Annotated in this window: 9 protein-coding genes; 5 read left to right on the top strand and 4 right to left on the bottom strand. The window is 57.9% G+C overall.

Going from position 1 to position 22208, the window contains the following annotated elements; translation table 11 throughout:
* Positions 1-209 precede the first annotated feature (209 nt).
* Entirely contained in the window at positions 210-12662 is a 12453-nt protein-coding gene (locus MKI83_RS05975; RefSeq protein WP_241584008.1) for a retention module-containing protein, read from the top strand.
* A 110-nt stretch (positions 12663-12772) separates the two neighbouring features.
* On the top strand, positions 12773-13684 hold the full coding sequence (menA, locus tag MKI83_RS05970) for a 1,4-dihydroxy-2-naphthoate octaprenyltransferase (RefSeq protein WP_241584006.1): 912 nt from the start codon (positions 12773-12775) through the stop codon (positions 13682-13684).
* Here the strand turns inward: menA and MKI83_RS05965 are convergent.
* The 4 genes from MKI83_RS05965 to MKI83_RS05950 all read right to left on the bottom strand — a co-directional run bounded on the left by MKI83_RS05965 (position 13681) and on the right by MKI83_RS05950 (position 17464).
* Entirely contained in the window at positions 13681-15630 is a 1950-nt protein-coding gene (locus MKI83_RS05965; protein WP_241584004.1) for a bifunctional diguanylate cyclase/phosphodiesterase, read from the bottom strand. The genes menA and MKI83_RS05965 overlap by 4 nt on opposite strands.
* 14 nt (positions 15631-15644) lie before the next feature.
* Positions 15645-16355, bottom strand: a complete 711-nt coding sequence (locus MKI83_RS05960; protein ID WP_370867358.1) for a transglutaminase-like cysteine peptidase — start codon at positions 16353-16355, stop codon at positions 15645-15647.
* Between the two features lie 114 nt (positions 16356-16469).
* On the bottom strand, positions 16470-16868 hold the full coding sequence (locus MKI83_RS05955) for a YbaN family protein (RefSeq protein ID WP_241584002.1): 399 nt from the start codon (positions 16866-16868) through the stop codon (positions 16470-16472).
* Positions 16869-16879: 11 nt separating this feature from the next.
* Positions 16880-17464, bottom strand: a complete 585-nt coding sequence (locus tag MKI83_RS05950) for a UPF0149 family protein (RefSeq protein WP_241584000.1) — start codon at positions 17462-17464, stop codon at positions 16880-16882.
* Between the two features lie 127 nt (positions 17465-17591).
* Here MKI83_RS05950 and recQ point away from each other — a divergent pair, with 127 nt between their 5' ends.
* From recQ to MKI83_RS05935, 3 genes are all read left to right on the top strand, one after another.
* Positions 17592-19721 carry a DNA helicase RecQ gene (recQ, locus tag MKI83_RS05945; RefSeq protein WP_241583998.1) on the top strand — a complete coding sequence of 710 codons (2130 nt, stop codon included), beginning with the start codon at positions 17592-17594 and terminating at the stop codon, positions 19719-19721.
* A 102-nt stretch (positions 19722-19823) separates the two neighbouring features.
* Positions 19824-21017, top strand: coding sequence for a GGDEF domain-containing protein (locus tag MKI83_RS05940; protein WP_241583996.1), 1194 nt, complete (start codon positions 19824-19826; stop codon positions 21015-21017).
* A gap of 3 nt (positions 21018-21020) precedes the next feature.
* Entirely contained in the window at positions 21021-22184 is a 1164-nt protein-coding gene (locus MKI83_RS05935) for a GGDEF domain-containing protein (RefSeq protein WP_241583994.1), read from the top strand.
* Positions 22185-22208: the final 24 nt, after the last annotated feature.

Genomic DNA, 22208 nt, shown 5'->3' with positions numbered 1-22208 from the left:
TGATATTGAACGCAAGGCACGCTAACGAACTCCCTAATGAACAGGGTCGGGAGGTTATGGTGCGTAGGATTTGCCGCCGTTACATCGAATAAGGTGGTGAAAGACGTCAGTGGTAACTCGACGTAGAGCATCTGTCCCTCCCAGAGAAATGCAGTGTCGTAGGCCTTCAAAGGCAGGCGGCTGTGAGCATGCGGATGGAGGGTTAGGAAATGGCCACGCAAGTTGGTGTCGTCAGCCAAGTAATCGGCGAAGTCTACGTACAGGCCAGCGATGGATCGCGTCGTCTTCTCAGTGAAGGCGATCGGGTTTATCTCAATGAACAAATCATCACCGCTGACTCTGGAGCGGTGCGGGTTGCCTTGTCTAACGGTGGCGAAGCCACGTTAGGGCGCGGTGACAGCGTTACCTTAGATAGCGGCTTGCTGAACTTGGCCCGAGGCGGCGGTGAGTCAACCGCGCCAGCGGCTACCCCCACAGATAGCGCCGCCGTGCAAAGCGATGTTGAGGCCTTACAAGCGGCCATCGCCGCCGGCGCCGACCCGACCGCCTTGGCTGAAGCCACTGCCGCAGGCCCAACCGCCGCTGGTGCACCGGGTGCGCCGGGTGGTGCTGGGAGCGGGCATAGCTTTGTATTGTTGGATGCCACAGGTGATCGTGTTGATCCGCAGATTGGCTACCCAACAGGCCCCATTGGCTTTGCCATCGATACGCTTGATGCAGACCCTGACCCAGATAACAGCATCCCTAGCGTTTCAACGCCGGATCTTAATCTTGATGGCGATGTGGTGGATGAGTCCGCGCTGAGCAATGGCACAGGTGGAGGCACCCTGACCACCTCCGGGGCGTTTGTGATCGATACCGGCCGTGAAACGCTGGCCCTGTTGGAAGTGCAAGACGCGGGCGGTAATTGGGTTGCCATCACCGCGCCCGGCACAGTGGTTAACGGTGTGTATGGCGAGCTGTCGGTTAACCCTGACGGCAGCTGGATCTACACCCTCACCAGCAACAGTATTTTGCACAGCGATAACAGCACCACCGATGGTGATGGTGATCGTGGGGCGGCTGACCAAGTGTTTGACCCGTTCCAAGTGCGGGTCACCGATGGCAGCGGCGATGTGTCGCCAGAAGCCACGCTAACGATTGCGGTGAACGACGACGGCCCACTGCCGGTTGAGAATGAAGAAGGCGGCATTAACGAAGCGGTGTTTGAAGATGCCCTGATGCAGCCGGGCGCGCCGCACGAAGGAAACGATGATGCCTTCCAGCAGGCCAGCGTGTCAGGCTCTGCCGGTGCGCTGTTTAGCTTGGTTAACTTTGGGGCTGACGGCCCCGGAAGCTTCAGCCTGCTCACCGATGTGAGCGAGTTGGAGTCGCAGGGCCTGACTTCGGCAGGGCAAGCGCTGAGTTACAGCGTGGTGGGCGATACCTTAACGGCCTCCGTTAGCGGTACCGATGCCGGCAGTTATGACGTGTTCAGCCTGACCGTGGGTGCTGATGGCAGCTACAGCTTTACCTTGCTCGGCCCGTTAGATCACCCCACACAAGACGGCAATGACGGCGAATGGCTGCCGGGTTTTGGCATCGACTTCTCCAGCATCCTCAATGCCACCGATGGTGATGGCGATAGCCTGCCGGATGGATTCTTGGCGGGCAGCTTTACCATCAACGTACAAGATGACGTGCCCACCTTAGCTGGCGGCGAAGAGCAAGGCCCCAGCGATGATCAGCAGTTCAGTGATCTTGATTCGGTGACCCTGCGTCCGCAGGTTTCGGGTGTGGTGCATGAAGATGCTCTGAGCTCGAGCAGCCCCATGACCGCGCCGTTTGAAGGCAATAACGAAGACAGCGATGGCCTGGGCGAAGATCTCGACCCTGCGCAAACGGTGACCGCTGTCGGTACGGCTGGCGCATTGCATGTGCTGGTGAACTTCGGCGCTGATGGCCCCGGTGACTTCAGCCTCAGTCAAAACGTGCAAAGCCTGCTGGCGCAAACGCTTAGCTCCGGTGGCCAAGCGTTGAGCTACCGCTTTGATGGCGACACCTTGGTGGGCTATGTCGGCGCGGAACAGGGCGATGACGCGCTCGATAGCGTGCGGTTGTTGGTGGCCGAGCCTGCAGGCTATGACGTGTTCACCCTGAGCGTGGGCGCTGACGGCAGCTACACCTTTACCTTGCTTGCCCAGCTTGATCACCCACAAGCCAATGGCGATGACAGTGAGCAGCTACCGGTATACGGCATTGATTTCTCCGGGCTGTTACAAGCCACCGACGGTGACGGTGACCCGCTGCTGGGCGGTTTCCCCGCCGGCAGTTTCAGCATTCAAGTTGAAGATGATGTGCCAGTGGTCGGGCTTAACCCCGAGGCTGCACAGCCAGATCTGACGGTGGATGAAAGCCCGCTGCCCAGTGCCGGTGACGGCGTGGCCAGCCAAACCCTGAGCGCGGACTTTGTGCAAGGGCTGTTCACTAGCCCAAGCTTCGGTGCTGACGGCCCCGCCGCTGACTCAGAAGAGCGAGGCGCGGTGCGTTATTCCCTCAACTTGACGGGTGAGGATGTCGAATCCGGCCTGTACGCCATTGATCCAAATGATCATTCGACCAGTGATGTTGATGGGGATGGCTACGGTCAAGGTGAGGCCATCGTGCTGAATCAGTCTGCAAACACCATCACTGGTTCGGCAGGCGAGGTGAATTACTTCAGTATTGCGATTGACCCCAACAGTGGCGAAGTTACCTTCACGCTGCTGAACAATATTTGGCACGCCAACAGCAGTGATCCCGATGATGTGCAAGCACTGGTGCTGAGTGATCCAAGCGTCTTGCAGTTGGTACAAACCGCCACCGACGGCGATGGTGACAGCGCCAGTGTCGCAGTGACGTTAGGCAATGGCGTGTTTAAGTTTGAAGACGACGGCCCGCTGCCAGTTGAGAATGAAGAAGGCGGCATTAACGAAGCGGTGTTTGAAGATGCCCTGATGCAGCCGGGCGCGCCGCACGAAGGAAACGATGATGCCTTCCAGCAGGCCAGCGTGTCAGGCTCTGCCGGTGCGCTGTTTAGCTTGGTTAACTTTGGGGCTGACGGCCCCGGAAGCTTCAGCCTGCTCACCGATGTGAGCGAGTTGGAGTCGCAGGGCCTGACTTCGGCAGGGCAAGCGCTGAGTTACAGCGTGGTGGGCGATACCTTAACGGCCTCCGTTAGCGGTACCGATGCCGGCAGTTATGACGTGTTCAGCCTGACCGTGGGTGCTGATGGCAGCTACAGCTTTACCTTGCTCGGCCCGTTAGATCACCCCACACAAGACGGCAATGACGGCGAATGGCTGCCGGGTTTTGGCATCGACTTCTCCAGCATCCTCAATGCCACCGATGGTGATGGCGATAGCCTGCCGGATGGATTCTTGGCGGGCAGCTTTACCATCAACGTACAAGATGACGTGCCCACCTTAGCTGGCGGCGAAGAGCAAGGCCCCAGCGATGATCAGCAGTTCAGTGATCTTGATTCGGTGACCCTGCGTCCGCAGGTTTCGGGTGTGGTGCATGAAGATGCTCTGAGCTCGAGCAGCCCCATGACCGCGCCGTTTGAAGGCAATAACGAAGACAGCGATGGCCTGGGCGAAGATCTCGACCCTGCGCAAACGGTGACCGCTGTCGGTACGGCTGGCGCATTGCATGTGCTGGTGAACTTCGGCGCTGATGGCCCCGGTGACTTCAGCCTCAGTCAAAACGTGCAAAGCCTGCTGGCGCAAACGCTTAGCTCCGGTGGCCAAGCGTTGAGCTACCGCTTTGATGGCGACACCTTGGTGGGCTATGTCGGCGCGGAACAGGGCGATGACGCGCTCGATAGCGTGCGGTTGTTGGTGGCCGAGCCTGCAGGCTATGACGTGTTCACCCTGAGCGTGGGCGCTGACGGCAGCTACACCTTTACCTTGCTTGCCCAGCTTGATCACCCACAAGCCAATGGCGATGACAGTGAGCAGCTACCGGTATACGGCATTGATTTCTCCGGGCTGTTACAAGCCACCGACGGTGACGGTGACCCGCTGCTGGGCGGTTTCCCCGCCGGCAGTTTCAGCATTCAAGTTGAAGATGATGTGCCAGTGGTCGGGCTTAACCCCGAGGCTGCACAGCCAGATCTGACGGTGGATGAAAGCCCGCTGCCCAGTGCCGGTGACGGCGTGGCCAGCCAAACCCTGAGCGCGGACTTTGTGCAAGGGCTGTTCACTAGCCCAAGCTTCGGTGCTGACGGCCCCGCCGCTGACTCAGAAGAGCGAGGCGCGGTGCGTTATTCCCTCAACTTGACGGGTGAGGATGTCGAATCCGGCCTGTACGCCATTGATCCAAATGATCATTCGACCAGTGATGTTGATGGGGATGGCTACGGTCAAGGTGAGGCCATCGTGCTGAATCAGTCTGCAAACACCATCACTGGTTCGGCAGGCGAGGTGAATTACTTCAGTATTGCGATTGACCCCAACAGTGGCGAAGTTACCTTCACGCTGCTGAACAATATTTGGCACGCCAACAGCAGTGATCCCGATGATGTGCAAGCACTGGTGCTGAGTGATCCAAGCGTCTTGCAGTTGGTACAAACCGCCACCGACGGCGATGGTGACAGCGATAGTGTCGCAGTGACGTTAGGCAATGGCGTGTTTAAGTTTGAAGACGACGGCCCGCATGCCAATTTGTTCCTCAAGCCTTTCGGGCTGGGGAGCACCACCCATGATGAGTCGGCTGGGGCGCAGAACATCCTCACCTCATTTTTCCGTCCACAAGATTGGGATAACGACACCTTTGGTGCGTTACCTGCCTTCGCTGATGTGGCTAATCCCGGCACGGATCTGGACCCCGCCGGATTTGCTTATAACGTGTTCCCTGTCGTGCTAAGCATTGGCTCCAGTTTTGGGGCTGACAACGAAGGGGCCATGCGTGAGCTGACCCTGCAAATTGATGCCGGTAATGGCACGGACTCTGGTCTTAAAACCACAGCGGGCGACAGCATTAATTTGTTTGTCGAGGGAGACCTGCTTGTTGGTCGCGTCAGTGGTGGCGACTACGACGGTGAGGCGGCGTTTGCCGTGGCTATTGGCCAAAATGGCCACCTGAGCATGGTGCAGTACATTTCTCTGCAGCACCCCAATACCAGCAGCCACGATGAGCCCGTGAGCTTGTCGGGTAAGGTCAGTGCGCTGCTGACCATTACCGACGGTGATGGCGATGTCGATACCGCTAGCGTGCAGATTGGTCACGCGATTCGCTTTGAAGACGATGGCCCCACCGCCGACATTGCGCTGACCCAAGAAGGCGGTGCGGTGACCCATGATGAAACCTTCTGGGTGCAACGCAGTGATGACGATGTGTTTCGTCCATTGCCGGAGTTTGCCGGTGTGGTTAATGCCGGTAGCGATATCGTGTTTTCGCGTTTTGCCAAAAGTGCCGCCGCGCTGGTGACCAGTGCTGGTAGCAGTTATGGCGCAGACGATGAGGGTGCCACCACTGTGCTGAGTTTGAGCATTGTCGGTGGTGATGGTGTTGATTCGGGGCTTAAAACCACCGCCGGTGACAGCATCAAACTGTACGCCGAAGGTGATCTGATTGTCGGTCGCGTCGACGGTGGCAATTACGATGGGCAAGCCGCATTTGCGGTGGCGATCAGTGAAAGCGGCCACATCAGCATGGCGCAGTACATTTCACTGCATCATCCAGACACCACCCGTGATGACGAGCCTGTCAGCCTAGCGGGCAAGCTTAACGCCGTGGTTACTGTGACCGATGGCGATGACGATACCGCCACCGATAGCGTGGCGATTGGCCAAGCAGTGCGCTTTGAAGACGACGGCCCCAGTGCTTACATCCACAAAACCGGCCATAGCGTTAACATCGATGAGAGCGCCGGCTTACAAGGCGATGACGTGGCTAATCTGGCCAGCGTGTTTGCCAGTGTGACTAATGTATCCAGCGATATGCTGGCCTACGCGCAGGAAAACTCGCCGGTGGTGCATGCGCACGTCAGCACGGGCGAAGATGAAGAGGGCGCTAGCTGGAGCTACGGCCTTAAGGTGGTGGGCGATGGCTCGACCACGCTGCAAACCACTGATGGCGATGCCATCAAGCTGACAGAAGAAGGCGGCTTAGTCGTGGGCCGCACCGCCAGCGGTGAGGCGGTGTTTGCCGTGCATATTGATGACAATGGCAAGCTCAGCGTGGCTCAGTACGAGTCTCTCAAACACCCCAACCCCAATAACCATGATGAAGAGGTCAATTTGGGGCAGTGGCTGCAAGCCACCGTAACCGTCACCGATGGTGATGGCGATAAAACAACGGATACCGTCACCATCGGTCATCAGGTGCGTTTTGATGACGATGGCCCGTCTGCCGGCAATACCTATGCGGCTGATGAGCTCGATGATGAAGGGCTCAGTGGCGGCATCAGTGGCGGCGACGGCGATGTGGCCGGCCAAGCCACGACCGTGAGCGGCACTCTGAACTTTGCCGCCGGTGCTGATGGCCTCAAGTCGATTGAGTTGTCAGGCCCAACCCAGTTAGGGCAAGAAACCGTCACCTCGCTGTGGGATAGCGGCAGCAATACGCTGACCATTAGCTCGGCGGCGCGCGGCACCATCATGACCGTAGCGCTCACTAACCCGGCCACCGGCGCCTACTTAGTCACCTTGGTTAAGCCAGTGCTGCATGACGAAGGTAATGCCGAAAATGATGCTCATGTTCATGTTGGCTATAAAGTCACCGATGGGGATGACGACCATGCGCACGGCACCCTGCACATCAATGTGGATGACGACACCCCCACCGTCAGCGCCAGTGATTTGGATAGCAACGCGTATGTAACTTACTTAGGCACCAATGCGGGCTTCCACAACAGCTATGGCTACTACATCAAGGCGGCAGATGGCACACCCCTAGAGGGCAAGATCCTGTGGGCTGATGTCAAAGACCAAAGCGCGGGTGATACCGCAAGCTTAAATGGCCTTGATCCAAACGAAGTGGGCTTCTTCATCATCCCCGATGGTGGCCGCAATCATGGCAGCTTGGCGAATGACACAGCGGTGACGTTCCAGTTCGTCGCGGGCAAGTGGCAAGCGGTGGCTGGTGGTGTGCCTTTGGTCGGTGAGGACGGCGCACATGTGCTGTTTAGTGACGCCAACCTCAACCCTGGCGGCTCACACCTGCAAGACACCGCCGCCCCGGGCAATCAGAACTGGGAGGATTTAACCAACCGCTCTGATTACGACTTTAACGATGTCTCCACCAATGTGACCTGGGGCCTGCCATTGCAGGTGGATGAAACCTATTTCGACGTTGATGCCAGCGCTGACTTCAGCGGTGCGTTTACCGTGCAGTCCGGTGCCGATGGCCTGCGAAGCATGAGCTACAGCCTAGCGGTAGCGGCGGCTGGAACCGACTCTGGCTTGGTGGATACCGCCAGCGGTGAGTCGATCTACCTGTATATGGATGGCAATGACATCGTCGGTCGCGTCGGCAGCGGCGGTACGGCTGATGCTGGCGGTGCGGTTGCTTGGCGTGTCAGTGTTGATAGTTCAGGCAGCGTGACGCTAGATCAGATAAGCGCCATCGTGCACCCCACTGGTGATCCGGACGAGCTGACTACTTTGGCCAGCGGCCTGATCAAGTTAGGCGGCACTGCGGTAGATAACGACGGCGACGGCGATACAGCATGGCTGGATTTGGGCGCCGCGCTGGGCTTTAAAGATGATGGCCCAACGGTTACCAGTAATGGGGTCGTGCGGCTGGATGATGATGCCCTCGGCGGTAACCCGGGCGGCACTGGCGATGGCCCTGATGGGGTTAATACCACCGGCACGTTAAACCACGACTTTGGTGAAGACGGTGCTGGCAGCCTGCAATGGCTGGATAGCGGTGCACCGGCAGGGTTTACCTATGAGGTGGCCGGCAATGACTTGCTGGTTAAACAGGGCGGTGAAACCGTCCTGACCTTGAGCCTAAACCCCAGCACAGGGGAGTACAGCGTCACGCAAAATGCGGCGATAGACCACCGTGCCGGCGGCAATGAAAACGATCAAAGCTTTAATGTCAGTTACCTAGTGACCGACAAAGACGGCGATCAAATCAATGGCCGTTTAAGCATCAATGTTGATGACGACACCCCTGTGGCCAAAGATAACCATGCCTGCATGGATGAGACCCACCTAGGCCCGGTTAGCCTGACCTTAGTGTTGGATACTTCGGGCAGCATGCAGTGGGCAATCAGCGACGGTAATGGCGGCACCACCTCGCGTTTAGCCATCGCTCAGGATGCTTTGACGAATCTGATCAATAGCTATGTCGGCCTGGGTGTGGACCTGCACATCCGCGTGATCGACTTTGATGGCAACGCCGAACTGTTGATTGAAACCAGCAACCCTGCCGATGCCATCACGGCCATTGGGGATGTGCTGCTAAATGGCGGCTCGACTCGCTACGAGCCGCCGCTGAACATGGCGCAAACCGAGTTGCAGGGTGATTTGCTCAACCCTGCGCTGGCGGGTTATCAGCACAAGGTCTACTTCCTCTCGGATGGTCAGCCCAACAGCGGTGCCGAGGCGCCTGCAGGCTGGCAAGCCTTTGTCGATAGCCAAGGCATTGATGTGGTGGCCGTGGGTGTCGAGATCAGCGGTGGCACGGCTGAACTAGATAAAGTCGGCAACAGTGGCGACACCACCTTGTTGGTTAATGACGCGCTTGATCTGTCAGCAGAGTTGCAAAGTACTTTGCCGCAACCGGTGACCGGCAATCTGCTCACGGATGCACCCGCCGATATGCCCGGTGCCGATGCACCGCTAACACTGGTGCAATTGAGCTACGACCAAGACCCCAGCGCGGCCGTGGATATGGTCACCGTGGCCATTACGCAGGGTGATTGGGTCACACTGACCACGCCTTTGGGCGGCACCTTGCGTGTCCACAGCGATGGCTCGTACCAATACATGGCGCCCAGTGATGTACCGGCCAATACCGAGGAGGTGTTCACCTATCGGGTAGTCGATAGCGATGGCGATAGCTCGGAAGCTGAGTTGCACTTGTGTGTCGATAATGTCGACCGCCCAGTGTATGTGCGTGGCTTGGATGCCGACGGTGCAGAGCACAGCGTGAATGAAAACGACCTGCCGCTAGGCTCGGATAACAGCAAAGAGTCCACCGAAGTGAGCGGTCAGTTTGCAGTCTCTGCGCCTGATGGCTTACAGCACTTGGCCATTAATGGTGTCGATGTTGTGGTGGCCGGCGTGGTGGTTGCCGTGTTGCCGAGCATCCCCAGTGCGCAAGGCGCCCTGAGCATCACCGCGGTCGATCTGTCGACCGGTATTGTTAGCTACACCTACGCGCTGCAAAGCGCTGGTGATCATCCGGCAGGCAACGGCACTAATAGCCAGCTTGAGCAGTTCACCGTCACCGCGACGGATAGCGATGGTGACAGTGACTCTGCGGTACTGGATATCAACATCATCGATGATGTGCCTACCGCACGTAACAACAGCGCATCCATGGCTGCCGATGACGATACCCAAAGCGGTAACGTGCTGAACAACGACACCCAAGGGGCCGACCAGCCTGCCAGCGTCGCCTTTACTAGCACCACCGGCACGTATGGCAGCTTGACCAGTACCGATGCCGGTGGCGGCTGGACGTACGATCTCAACAACGCCTCAGCGGCGGTGCAGATGCTGGGTGAAGGTGAAAGCCTGCAAGAACACTTTGACTACACCCTGACTGATCACGATGGCGATAGCGATACGGCAACCTTGAGTATCACCGTTCATGGGGTGGATGATCCGGTTGAGTTTTTTGACCTTACGCCCAAGGCCAATGGTGGCGATACCGTGGTGGATGAGGCCGACTTGCCCACAGGCTCCAACGCGGTAGGTGGCTTAGAAAGCAACACCGGCGACTTCCGTATTGCCGCCCCAGACGGCATTGCCAAACTGACGGTAGAAGGCACCGATATCAGCTTGGCGGCCCTGCAAAATAGCGGCAGCACACCGATTCAGATCATCACCGATTTGGGTAATCACCTCACCATCACCGGCTACTTGGGTGATGCGCAAGGGGGTACCGTGAGCTATCGCTACGACCTGCTGGATAACGAAACACACAGCGCAGGGGCAGGTCGCAACAGTCTGTATGACGACATCGACCTGACACTCACCGATGACGATGCGCTTAATCCGGATAGCCAGTCGGCTACCTTGAGTGTGCGAATTATCGATGACATCCCCGAGCCGCAGGACGTCAAGCACACCGTCAGTGAGCCGAGTGCGCTCAACACAAACCTGCTGGTGGTGCTGGATATGTCCGGCAGTATGGATAACGACCCCAATGTGGCTGTGTTTAGTTCACGCCTAGCCGTGGCCAAAGCGGCTATTAACCAGTTGGTTGATGCCTACGATGGCTTGGGCGATGTGATGGTGCGTTTGGTGACCTTCAACAGCGGCGCAGACTCAACACCTAGCAACTCGGCAGAAGCTTGGCTGAGCGCCAGTGATGCCAAAGCCCTTATCACCGCGTTTGCCGATAACGCAGGCAGTGGTTTGACTAACTACGATGCGGCCTTGTTGACCGCGCAATCAGCGTTTGCCGCACCCGGTAAGATCGCCGGTGCGCAGAACGTGGCTTACTTCTTGTCAGACGGCAAGCCCACGTCGTCGAGCACTTGGCCCGGCGTGGCGGGCTCTGGCGGCAACGGTATTAACGGTGCTGAAGAGACTGCATGGGAGACCTTCTTAACTGATAACGACATTAAGTCTTACGCCCTAGGCATGGGCAATGGTGCGACACAGAGCAATCTGGATCCGGTGGCGTTTAATGGTATCAACGGTTCAGAGATGAACGGCCTGGTGGTGACTGACCTAGCTCAGCTCGCCAGTACCTTGACCGGCACCGTGTCCAGCAGTGTGCTTGACGGTAACCTGTTTACCGATGGCGTACTGCCTAACGGCTTTGGTGCCGATGGCCCTGCGGCGCTGCCGGTGGTTTCGGTCGAGCATAACGGTGTGCTCTACAACACCAGCTCGCCAGCCTACGACGCCGGCACCACAACCCTTACCGTGGCCACTGCCGCAGGCGGCATGTTTACGGTTAACTTCACTACCGGTGCTTATAGCTACAGCGCGCCGAGCAATGTCGATAGCCTGACTGACGAAACCTTTACCTACACCGTGATGGATGCCGACGGCGATACGGCTTCGGCCGATTGGGTAGTGTGCGTGAAGGATGCTGTGCCGATTGCCTATGACAACAAGGCCTATGTCGAGCAGTCAGGTACGTCTACCTCGGGTGATTTCGAACTGGGTTTGGCCGGTTGGCAAACCATCGGCCACGTTCAGGACAACGGCTATAACAGCAGCTTGGTTATTTCTGGCACGCGGTCGGCGCTAATTCGTACCGACGGTGACGAGGTCAGTGCGGCTGATGTGGCTACCTTCCTAGGCGTCGATGTGGCTGCACTCAGTGCCGCGCTAAACAGCTATAACAGTCACAGCAGTGATGTGGTTGTTGAGGGTGCTGCAATTAAAACGCAGATACACGCCCAAGGTGGTGATGAGCTGAGCTTTAAATGGAATTTTGTCACCAGTGAAGGGCGCAGCCAGGCTGAGGATGACGCAGGGTTTGTGCTGATCAGTAATGGCTCGCAGCAGATTATCCATGTGCTCAGCTCTGCAGATGACAATCTCAATGGTGCCAGCGGTACCGGCTACAGTCGCCAAAATGGCGTGCAGACCCACAGCATTACGCTGCCCTCGGGTTGGGTGGCTGGCTTAATCACAGTGGCCTTCGCGGCGTTGGATGACCTAACGTCGAGTGGTGGTAGTGACTCCAAAAGCGCTTTGACCATTGATGATGTCAGCCTTAACGGTCAGATCATTGGCCCCAATATGGTCAGCGGCAATGTGCTGTTGGATGCCAACAATGACCCGCTAAGTCTTGATCCTTACGGTGCCACCGACCAGCTGTTGGATGGTGCACGTCTGTACAAGGTCGCTCACGGCAGTCATGGCGAGGAGCTCATGGATGCCGATGGCGTAAGCTTCACCACCGACCTTGGTGCTCTGTTTAGCTTGGGTGCTGACGGCGCTTGGAGCTACACCGCGCCCAGTGGCGTCACGGGCATTGCCCAAGAGGTATTTACCTACACCGTGATCGATCAAAACGGCGATATGGACAGCGCGACCTTAACGGTGGCTATTGCCGAGAATGGTGCTCTTATGCCGCAAACGCTGGTTGGCTCCAGTGGTATCGATTCCCTCATCGGCGACGCTAATGATGATTTGCTCATTGGTGCTGGCGGTGACGACACCCTAACCGGCGGAGCCGGTGGAGATAGCTTTATCTGGCAAGCGGGTGATACCGGTACAACGCTGGTCACTGATTTTAGTGCGGCACAAGGCGATGCCTTGGACTTCGCCGACTTCCTCGTCGGTGAGACAACAGGCACCTTGGATAGCTACCTCAACTTCACCTTTGGGGTTAATACCGTGGTGCACGCCAGCAGCACCGGTGACTTAGCCGGCAATGAGGATCAGACCGTGACACTGCAAAACGTCGATCTGTCTTCGCTGTATGCCAGTAATGACATCAACACCGTACTGCAAGGCATGCTGGATGACGGCACGCTGCGGGTTGATACTGTGTAAGCGGATCAAGGCTCACGCGCCGCCTTCGGGCGGCGTTTTTTTGGGCTTCGATTGGGCTGGGTCAATGCAAAGCGCTGCGCTTGGCGGCAGATTGTGCGTAGGGAGGGGCTATGCACAAACGGGTAACACCACTTAACGCTTGGTTACAGGCGGCGCGCTTACGCACATTGCCGTTGGCGCTGGCGTGCGTGTTGTTGGGCGCTGGCTTGGCGTGGGGGCAGGGGTACTTCAACGCGGCGCTGGCGGTTTTAACCTTGACGACCACCCTGTTGCTGCAAGTGTTGGCGAACTTGGCCAATGACTACGGTGACACCTTGCACGGTGCGGATAACGCTTTGCGGGTGGGCCCGCTGCGGGCGGTACAGCAAGGCTGGTTGACGCCTAAGGGCATGGCTTTGGGCATCGTGCTTTGCGCTTTGCTCACATTACTCAGTGGTGCAGGCTTGTTGCTGATGGCTTGGCCGCGCGTGCTGCAAGGCGGCTTAGCGTTATGGGTGTTGGCGGGGGTGTCCGCACCTGTGCTGGCCTTGGGCTACACCTTGGGGCCAAAGCCCTATGGCTACGTCGGTTTGGGGGATGTGGCGGTCTTCGTCTGTTTTGGCTTACTGGGCACCCTAGGTGCGTTTGCCCTACAAACGCCGGTTGAACAGCCGTGGCCGTGGCCTGCGGCAGCCGCGTTGGGGTGTTTGTGTGTTGGCGTGTTGAACCTGAATAACCTGCGCGATATCGACAGTGATCGACAAGCCGGTAAGCGTACTGTGGTGGTGCAATGCGGCGAGACGGCCGCAAAGCGTTATCAAGTGGGGCTTATTGTCGCGGCGCAGGCTTTGTGGCTGTTGCAAGTGGGCCTGCTGGGCAGCGCTTGGGCCTTGTTGGTGTTTTTGCCGCTGCCGATTTTGCTGAAACAGTTGCTGCGCGTACAACACTTGCACGGCGCGGCGTTGAACGCCGAGCTGCCCCACTTGGCACGCCTAACGCTGAGCCAAGTGGGGCTGTTGGTCACTGGGGTGGCGCTTGCTTAAGGGGCGTCAGGTTGTGGTTTGCCAAAGTAGCGACCGGTAGCGCCTTGAATGTTGAGCTGCCGCAGAACGGCCAGCTCGCCTTGGGTTTCGACCATTTCGGCAATCAAGGTCAAATCAATGCTGCGGGCGGCGCGCTGCATGGCCTCAAGAAACAGGTGACGATCCGGTTCTTGGTCAATGCCATGTATGTAGCTGCCATCGATTTTGAGGTAAGCCAAGCCCATGTGGGTGAGGTTGCCGATCAAACTAAAGCGCCCGCCAAAGTGCTGAATGCCCAACCCTACGCCCAAGCGGCGCAGTTGCCGAGCCAGTTGCACCAGCATGTCGGTAGGCGGTAGATGGCGCTCGTCCATCTCTAAGATTAAGCGGTTACGGGCCTCGGGGTGCTGCGCCAAGGTGGCCAGCAATTGTCGGCGTGCGGGCTCTTGCTGGGCGGTGGCGGGGGATAAGCTCATCGCCAGTTGGCCCGCGTGTAGGCTAAGGTGCTGCAACACTTTTTCCAGTACTTGCCGGTCGAGCTCAGCGCCTAGGCCTAAACGTTCTATCCACGGCAAAAAACGTCCGGCGTTGAGTGGTTCGCTGTCGCCGTGATCATCCAATCTGGCGAGCACTTTCTCGTGCAGTACTTGGCTGGTGTCGGCGCAGCTGACCACCGGCTGGAAGAACAGCTGGATCAGCTCATGTTGCAGTGCCTTTTCAAGGCGCGTGCGCCAATACGCTTGGCCGCGGTCACTGCTCAGGCTTTGCTCGCCGATCAACGCCCATGGTTGATCGCTGCGGCTTTGCGCCAGTTGCAGGGCTTGGTCGCTGCGCTGTAACACCGTGGCAGGTGTTTCACCGGGCTGCATGGCGGCTAGGCCGAGCCACGCAACGGGTGTGCAGTCGGACAAACCCTGTTCGCGCAGCACTTCGAGTAATCCGCTGAGTTTGGCTGCCAGTTGCTCGGCGTCGTCGCCGGCTAAACCGGGTGCCAATAACGCCAACTCGCCGGCACGGCTGCGCGCGCATTGCCAGCCAGGGTGATCTTGCCCTTTGCCGTGTTCTAAGAGGATGTTGGCCAAGGTCTGGATCAACTGGTCCACCGGCTTACCACCGAGGCGCTGATTGAGGCCGGCTAAGTCATTTAAATGCAGGAGCACAAGAAAGCCCCCCGCTTTGTGCTCGTCAGGGTTGAGCAGGGCATTGAGCTGCATATCAAACCAGCGGCGGTTGCTCAGGCCGGTGAGCTCGTCTTGGTAGGCTTGGCGGCGTAAGGCTTCGCTGCGTGCGGCTTCTTCTTCAAACAAGCTTTTGAGCTTGCTGACCATCAGGTTCATGGCCTGCACCACGCGCTGCAACTCAGGCGGGCTGGGCAGTTGTGGCGCGACTAAGTACTCGCGGCGAGTGATGGCGCGCGCTTGTTTGACCATGTAATCCAGCGGGCGTAATTGCAGGCGCAGCAGCCAGCCGCCGATTAAAGCGCTGAGCAGCGCGCACAAGCTCAACCAGCCCAAGCTGCCGAGAGCGCTATGCCAGAGTTTATTCAGGGCAAATTGCGGGTGGCTGACCACATGGATGGTGGCGGCTTGCTCCCAGCCGCGCATCAACAGGGCGTCACCGCCTTGGGGCTTGAGGTCGACCAATTGCACAAACCAGTCCGGCGCTTGAATGCGGCTGTCACTGAGGTCGCGGCTGACCAACACCGCGTTGTCGGGCAGGCTGCGGATTTCGATTTGCGCAAAGTAGCCGCTGTCGAAGATGGCGTTGACCATCACCTCGAGCATCGCGGGGTCATCCACGTGCGGGGTGAGGGATAAGCCCAGCGCTGTGGCGGCGTCTTGCGCGTGTGAGCGTAGTTGCTCGACTTGCTGGTCGCGCGAGTTTTCCAGCCCAACGATAAAACTGCCGCTAAAAGCCACCAACAGAAATACACAGATGGCCAAGAACAGTTGTTTAAGCAGTGACATGCTTCCTCCTACCCCTATTCGGGGGGAAATCCTTCGCGTTGCATCTTGTCTTGCAAGTCTTGCCAGCGCGCGAGTTTCTTACTGTCGCCGGTACGCCGTCCGCCAGCTGGGCCAGGCAGCCAAACGCCTTCGGCGTTAAAGGCATACACCGGCAATAAATCGCGGCGGGCGGAGGCGGGGCGAATACTGGGAATCAGGTTGTCGAGCACTAAGGGCTCGCGTGCGCCGTCGGCGTAATAGGTCAGCACCATGTGCGCTTGATTTAGCTCTAAGGCTTTTACGTAGGTGATGCGCAGACGTTCGCTGGGCACGCCGAGTTGGCGCAAGGTGAAGTATTTGGCCAGCGAATAGTCTTCACAGTCGGCTTCACCGCGCAGCAGACTTTCCACGGGGCTGGCCCAGTAATCGACTTGGCCCCAAATTTGGCTGTCGTTAGCAAACAGCAGGTAGTCGTTAAAGAAGCGATTGACGGCGTCGAGTTTGGCGTCTTCGCTGAGCGCTTGGCTGCGCTCAATAAAGCTTTGCCAGGCTTCTAAACGGCGCAGGCCGGCGGCGCTGTGGTTGGGGTATAGGCTTTGCGCTTGGCGCAAGATCAGGCTGAAATCCCATGGCGCGCTGGCGGGCTTAGCCACTAATAAGGCGGCTGCCAATAGCCAAGCCGCCAGCGTGGCGGGTAAGTGCCAACTGAGCGGTCGCAAGCGCATCGACAGGGCAATGCCTGGCATGGGCGATCCAAGCGTGATGAACGAATACCCCAGAGTGTAGAGGTTTTGTGCGGGTTTTCCTGTTCAAGCAGCGGCTAAGCTAGGCCGGCGATACAGCGCGAACAGTGGCGGTGGTTAGCGGTCGCGGGTTTTCTGTTTGAGCACAAAGTAACTGCCGCACAGCCCGCCCAGCAGCATAAATAGCCACAGACTTGGACGTGGCACCAGCAAGGCTGACAGCGCAATGCAGCCCCAAATCAGCGTCAGTGCGTAAATTTTGGCTTTGCGCGGCATGCCGCTGCCATCGAGATAGTCGCGCACCCAAGGGCCAAGCTGTGGGTGTTGTACTAGCCAGCGATACACGCGCTCGGAGCTGCGCACAAAGCAGGCGGCGGCCAGCAATAAAAATGGGGTGGTGGGTAAGCCGGGCAGGGCGATGCCGATGACGCCTAGCACCACGCACAACCAGCCACAGGCAAACAGCACCCCGCGCAACCAAGGTTGCTGAAATTCGCGGGGGCTGTGCGGGGGCATGTTAGCGGCGCTTAGTGGCGCGGCTTGAGCAGGGCGGGTTTTTCTTCGGGCGCTTGGGTGAGCAAGAACAAGGTGGTCAGAACCTCAGGAATCTGTCCGACCATGTCGTCGACCAAGTCATCGTCATCGACGATTTCGGCAAACTCTTCCTGCTCATCAAACAAGCCCGAGCCGACCATGATGGGGAGCAACAGCTCGCTGACTTCTTCCTCGGCTTGTTCAAACCACGCTTCTTCGCGCAGGAACACGCCTTCCATAAAGCCGATGCACCAGCCGCGCAGATCGCTTTCGTCGGGCTCTTCACCCAAGTCGAGGTCGCAGGGCAATTCCATGTCTTCATCGCTGGCCAGTTGGCGAGTGATTTGCTGCTTGAGGTTGCGCAACGCCTCTTCAATATCGTTTTTCTGCTGCGCATCTTGGTAATGCGGATCTTCAGCAAACAAGGCGTTTAGCCACTCTTGCTCGGGTACTTCGTCGCTCGAAATCGCCAAGGCAGTTAGAAAGCCGTGGGTGGCCATAAAATCTAGCGCTTCTTCGTGCAAATCGTCGGCATCGAGGAAGGCTTGCAGGCGGGCCTGCTGGTCGGCAAATGACATGGGAGCGTGCTCATCAAGAGGGAATCGAGTCGATTGTAGACGAGAGGCCGCCTGTGCCCAAGCGGCTGACATATAATGCCCGCCGATTCTGTCTACGGGCAGCCAGTCAGCAGCACGGGGGAAGGGCATGCGCCAAGCAGCCCAAGCATTACTCAAGCAGATTTTTGGCTACGATGCGTTTCGTGGCCGCCAAGCCGAAATTATTGAGCAAGTCGCCGAGGGCGGCGACGCCTTGGTGCTCATGCCCACTGGCGGCGGCAAGTCATTGTGCTTTCAAATTCCTGGTTTGCTGCGCGACGGTTTGTGTGTGGTGGTGTCGCCGCTGATTGCCTTGATGGAAGATCAGGTCGCGACCCTGGATGAGCTCGGTGTAGCAGCGGCGGCGCTGAATTCGCTGCAAAGTGCCGATGAGCAGCGCGAGATCGCGCAGCGCGTGCGTACAGGCGAGCTGAAAATGCTCTACCTGGCCCCCGAGCGACTGGTGCAGCCGCGCATGCTGGCGTTTTTAGAAACTCTACCGCTGGCTTTGTTCGCCATTGATGAGGCGCATTGCGTCTCGCAGTGGGGGCACGATTTTCGCCCCGAATATCTGCAATTGGGCCGGTTGGCCGAGTTGTTTCCGCAGGTGCCGCGCATCGCCCTGACTGCCACGGCAGATCAGCGCACGCGTGATGAGATTCGCCAGCGCCTGCACTTGCAGCACGCGGCGGAGTTCGTCGCCAGTTTCGATCGCCCGAATATTTTTTACCGCATCGTGCCCAAAGATCAGCCACGTAAGCAGTTGCTGGGCTTTTTGGCTGAGCGCAAAGGCGATGCGGGCATTGTGTATTGCCTATCGCGCAAAAAAGTTGAGGAAGTCGCGGCCTACTTGAGCGAGCAAGGTTATCCCGCCTTGCCCTACCACGCCGGGCTGGCTAACGAGCTGCGCTCCTATCATCAAAAGCGCTTTCTCAACGAAGAAGGCTTGATCATGGTCGCCACCATTGCCTTCGGTATGGGCATCGATAAGCCCAATGTGCGCTTTGTGGCGCATTTGGATTTGCCCAAGTCGCTGGAAGCCTATTACCAAGAAACCGGCCGTGCCGGTCGTGACGGGCTGCCCTCGGATGCGTGGATGGCTTACGGCCTGCAAGACATGCTGTTTTTAAAGCAGATGCTGCAAAACGGTGAGGGTGACGAGCGGCACAAGCGTATTGAGCGTCATAAGCTCGATGCCATGCTGGCCTTGTGTGAAGAAACCCGCTGCCGTCGCCAAGCCCTGTTGGAGTACTTTGGCGAGCACCTCGCAGAGCCTTGTGGGCATTGCGATATTTGTATCGATGGCGTGCAAACCTGGGACGCCACCGAGTCGGCGCGCTTGGCGCTGTCGTGTATCTATCGCAGTGGTCAGCGTTATGGCGTTGGCCAGCAAGTGGATATCTTGCTCGGCAAACAAACCGACAAGGTGCAAAGCCTTGGGCATCAGCACTTGTCGGTGTTTGGTCAAGGTCAGCAGCACAGCGAGCAAGAGTGGCGCACCATCTTTCGTCAGCTGGTGGCGCGCGGCTTGGCCGATGTCGATTTGGATGCCTACGGTGGTCTGCGTTTAACCGAGGCTTGTCGGCCGTTGCTACGGGGGGAGGCCACGCTGCAATTGCGCCGTGAGCAGCATCAGCCGGCACGTAGCGCGGCGCGCGGTAGCGCCGCCCGCGATTTGGTTCGCAGTGATGAGCGGGATCTGTGGGAGGCGCTGCGCACTTTGCGTAAGCAGCTCGCACAGGAGCACAGCGTGCCGCCGTATGTGATCTTCCCTGACGCTACCTTGCTCGATATGTTGCGCCAACAGCCCACCAGCTTGAGCCAAATGGCCCAGGTTAGCGGCGTTGGGGCTCGCAAGTTAGAACGCTACGGCGAGGCCTTTTTGGCCGTCTTGCAAGGGAGTGCGCCGGTGTCGGCCGCGCGCCCTGAGGATTTGCGCCATGAACTGGCTAGCTTGGCTCGCGCCGGTATGACGCCCACACAAATGGCCGCACAACTGAGTTTGAGCGAGAAGAGTGTGTACGCTTATCTGGCCGAGCTGATCAGTGCAGGGCATTTGTCACTAGAGGAAGCCCTTGATTTGCCCGACGACGTGCTGGGCGAAGTGCAAGATGCTTTCTTAGATACCGACGGCGATTTGCCAGGCGTGGCGCAAGTGCGCGAGCGCTTAACGCGCAAAGTGCCTGACGGCGTGCTGCATTGCGTACGCAGTGCGTTGGCGGCGGAGCTGCTGGATTAACGCAACGCGCGTTGCTGATAAAAAACAGACGGTTAACGCGGAAAAATTGGCGCCAAACGCTGCTTTGTGCTGAATTTATACAAGCCCACAGCAGGAATGGCGATGCTAACGCGCTATCACGAATTACTGAGTGACATCCCCGACAACCCGTTTGCACAGCAACTGCAAGCGGGCTTTCCCTTGCTGCGCTTTCAACCTCGCTTAGAAAAACTCTACTGCCAATATTTAGCCGTCGCCGCAATTCGTCAGCGGCGCATTGCGATTTTGCTCGCGCTGGTGATCTGGGGCATGTTTGTGCTCTCAGATTTTTGGCGCTTACGTTCTGTGCTGGTGATGGAGGTCTGGCCGCAAGAGTTGTATTGGCTGCTGTATGGTCGTTGGATCGTGTTTGCAGGCTTGGCATCTTGTGTGCCGGTGTTGTTACTGCCGCGCTGGGAGCGCTTCTCGTTGGCGCTAACGCCAGCGGTGATCATCGGCGGGGCGTGGTCGGTGGTGGTGATCAATCTCCTTTATGGTGAGTTGGGCTTTAGCTACTCGCTCAGCGGCTTGATCTTGATGGTGATTGCGATCTTTTTCCCCTTGGGGATGACCTTTCATCGTTCCTTGCTGATGGCTTTTGTCTTGGTCGTAGGCGCCCATGTGCTGGGAGTGCTGGTGGCGGGTAAGGCGTTTTTACCGTCTTTTCAGGTCAACAGCTTCTATTTGATTCTCGCGGTTTTGGTCTGCGCTTGTGGGCGATACCTGCAAGATCACACCCAGCGCGAGCAGTTTCTCAATCGGCACCTGCTGAATTATCTCGCCGAGCGCGACAGCTTGACCGGCTTGCATAATCGTCGCAGCTTAGAGTTCATGGCGCGTGAGTGGCTGCAGCAGGTGAGTGGTCAGTCGATAGCGGTGGGCTTTTGTTTGTTCGATGTCGATCACTTCAAGGCGTATAACGACAGTTGTGGCCACGAAGCCGGCGACCAAGTCCTGAAGTTGGTGGCGCAAGCCTTAAATGACGGCACCCGCCGCCCACAAGATATTGCTGCACGTATCGGCGGTGAAGAATTTGCCGTGATCGTGCACGACACCAACAAGAACGAGTTATTTAATCTGGCCGAGCAGTTGCGAGTTCGCGTCGAGGCGTTGTCGCTGCGCCATCCAGGCTTGCCCGGCAAGCAGGTGGTGACATTAAGTGCTGGGGTGGCTGTCAGCAGCCGCGATGATAATTTCACCAGTCTTTATCAACGTGCCGATGCCGCCTTGTACGCGGCTAAGCACGCTGGCCGTAACCGTGTGGAGCAAAGCGAATAAACGATGGAAATTGTTAGCCGCCGCCAAACGCATGATGACTCGGCCTATGCGCGACAAAAGACCCAAGGTTTTCGTCGCTTACGCTTTGAGCCCAAGCTTGAGGACGAGTTTCGTGAGCAGCAGGGTTACAGCAACTTAGGTTTGCTGCGCATCAGTATTGTGTTTGGTGTGGCGCTTTGGCTGCTGTTTTGTGTGGTCGATATTTTAATTGCGCCCAGTGACTTACTCGGTCTGTTTATGGCGGTGCGGGCGGTGGTGTTGGTGCCGTTGCTGTTGTTTGCTGCGTTGTTGTGGCGTGGCATGCCGCTGTATTTGATCTCCCCGTTGACCATGTTGTGCATCGTGGTGGTGGGCTTGGGCGCCGCAGCGGTGGTGGGCCTGGGGCACAGCCGTGATCTGAGCTTTCCCTATGAAGGCTTACTGTTGGTTTCCATGGCAGGGTTCTTTTTGGTCGGCCTGCGCCTTGCTGAAGCCGTACTGTGCGCCGTCATGATCTTGCTGGGTTTTATTGCCATTGAGCTGTGGGCAGGCGTGCCACGTTTGCAGCTGCTCACCAATGCGCTGTTCTTGCTGTGCGGCAACCTGATCGGTGCGGTGGGCGGTTACATGCTGGAGTTCAAAACCCGCGAGCAGTTTTTAACCGTACGGCTTAATCGCGAGTTGGCTGAGCAAGACGGTTTAACCGGATTGAGTAATCGCCGTAGTTTTGATCAGCACCTGAGCACCTTATGGCAGCAGGCGGAGCGCGATGAGCGCGGTTTGAGCGTTTTGCTGTGCGATGTTGATCACTTTAAGGCGTTTAATGATCACTACGGTCATGCCGCCGGCGATCTGGCGTTGCAGCGTATCGCTGAAGTACTCCAGAGCACCGCAAGAAGACCGTTGGATATGGCCGCGCGTGTCGGTGGCGAAGAGTTTGCCGTGTTGCTCTACGACAGCGAACCCGCTGACGCCCAGCGCCACGCGCTGCAACTGGTGGAGCAGGTGCGACATTTGGCGATTTCTCATGCGGCGTCTTCTACGCGTGCCGTGGTGACCTTGTCGGTGGGCGTGGCCAGTCGCCTGCACGATCATCCGCAAGAGAATGAACAAGCGTTGTTAGCGCAAGCCGATCGGGCCTTGTATCGGGCCAAAGAGGGTGGCCGCGATCAGGTTCAGCGGATTTGACCGTAAGCGCAAAGCCCTGGCCGC

Origin of the sequence: Atopomonas sediminilitoris (assembly GCF_022601735.1) — a bacterium.
Taxonomy (GTDB): domain Bacteria; phylum Pseudomonadota; class Gammaproteobacteria; order Pseudomonadales; family Pseudomonadaceae; genus Atopomonas; species Atopomonas sediminilitoris.
Note: the sequence above shows the minus strand (reverse complement) of the source record. Positions and strands in the feature narration are given on the sequence as shown.